The organism is Chryseobacterium sp. sg2396, assembly GCF_042610505.1.
Taxonomy (GTDB): domain Bacteria; phylum Bacteroidota; class Bacteroidia; order Flavobacteriales; family Weeksellaceae; genus Chryseobacterium.
Window position 1 is genome coordinate 1 of record NZ_JBHGAQ010000050.1, and the last position, 1,991, is coordinate 1,991.

Below are 1,991 nucleotides of genomic sequence, written 5' to 3' on the forward strand. Positions count from 1 at the left end.
AACGGGAAGGAGCTTCAGGAAACCGGGATGTATGATTATGGCGCAAGGTTTTATATGCCGGATATCGGGCGCTGGGGTGTGGTGGATCCATTGGCGGAACAGTATCGTAGATTTTCACCATATAACTATACTGTAAATAACCCAATAAACTTTACAGATCCTGATGGTAGATGGGTTAGAGGCGCTGGTTTTTTTAATAATCTATTCAAATCCGACGCTAGAATTCATGCGGAACAGTGGGCAGATAAGTTAGGTTCTGGATATTACAACGTAGCTGTTAATAAGGGTAACAATGGCACTTGGAATGTAACTTCACACACACTGAGAGCTAGTGTCACAGAAACTTTTAATTCTGGTGGACTTACTAATACACTTTATATACCATATTCTGAAGGAGGTGGTCTAGGTACAGCGCCATCATCTGGTAATCCATGGGGTCCTTCATTTGGCTCTGTTCCTGAATCACGTGGTAAAACGGATATTCAAATGTTAGTTTCTGAAAATCCTGCAGTTCAAGGTGCCGCTATTGATCTATTTACTGGGGGAGCCGGATCTGCTTTATCATCACTAAGAACTGCGATCAGGATTCGTAGATTAAGTTCTCAAGTTGAAAGGACTGCAGCTGATATTTATGCAGCTGGTGGAGCTCCATCCGCAGTAGCAGGAGCTGAACTAAATGGACAAACAGTAATAGGGATTAGCGGGCAACATCCGAGTGATATTGCACCACAATTACAAGATGTTGTGGAAATGCTAGGTGGTGCAGGAACTAAAAACATTAATAAAACACCAGTTGCATGTTGTGCAGAATTTCAAGCTGGAAATGAATTGTTATTGAAAAACCCACAGGCTTTCCCATCGCAAATCAATTTTACAGAAGCTATAAGACCTAGGACAGGAAAGGTCGTTCCAATGTGTGGTAATTGTAAAGCAACTTTTGGAAAATAATTATATTTTTATGTATACAGAAATAGAACAACAAACATTAGACATCGACTGGTTTTTTACCGATGGTAATTATATTAGTTTTGTTGCTTCTGGAGCGGGAAAATTACCTGAAACAGTTGCAAATTCAGAAGTAAACAATAAAAAATTAGTATCTTATTTTAAGGGTTTGCCAAATATATCTGATACAATAATAAATCCTTTATTAGATGGATTATTAACTAAGATATTTGGGAGTGGTGCTGATGAAAGATATTTAAGAGATTTTATGTATTTTACTCAAAGAGGTCTTTACTCTTTTGATAAGACTAATTTAAATGATTTTACAGATACTCAATATCATTTGGTTTCTACTCCGGTAAAACCCTTAAAAGTAACTGATTTACCTCCGGATATTTTAGATATTTTGATACAGACCAAAATTGAAGACAATATAAAATTAATAAGCGATTTGGATGCTAGTAAAATAATTTAAGTAAAATATCCCCTCGCTACCGCACGATTTTATCGTGTGGCAGATAAAAAGAACCTCGCAAGTTGCGAGGTTTTTGTGTTTTATAAAGCAGCTGCGTTTTTAGCAAAAAAATCTTTAAACTTTTTATTGGTAAGCATTTTTTCCACGAGCCGGAAAATGGTTTGCTTGTCTTCCTCTTCGAGCTACTGTATTAATCTGGTCTGTTCAAGTTCCGTTTTATCTTCCAAAATTATTTCTTTAGGAATAGAAGCCAATCACTCCTAATACATTAAGTCCGACCTGGATTCTTGATTTTGTACCTACGGCCGAAGGGTTTTACAGTTTCACGAAAAACCGCTATATTTACCAGTAAAGGAATCATCTGGGAAATGCAAGATTGAGCTATGCTAAAAACAGCAGTGGAGTATTGGAAATTAAGGATACCAACAATTTATTACGCTTTTGGAATGAATCATATTGCCAGTAGCTTTGGAACCTCCAAAATAGGAGGACTGTATTCTTACAAGTATAATGGTAAGGAATTGCAGGAGACCGGCATGTATGATTACGGGGCAAGGATGTATATGCCGGA

General features: G+C 37.3%; 2 protein-coding genes. Both read left to right on the plus strand.

Features of this window, described 5'->3' with window-relative positions; genetic code table 11:
- Positions 1 to 948: RHS repeat-associated core domain-containing protein (locus ACED20_RS21105; RefSeq protein ID WP_378106715.1), on the plus strand; the 948-nt coding region annotated here is incomplete at its 5' end.
- A 10-nt stretch (positions 949 to 958) separates the two neighbouring features.
- Entirely contained in the window at positions 959 to 1,420 is a 462-nt protein-coding gene (locus ACED20_RS21110) for a hypothetical protein (RefSeq protein WP_294225090.1), read from the plus strand.
- Positions 1,421 to 1,991: the final 571 nt, after the last annotated feature.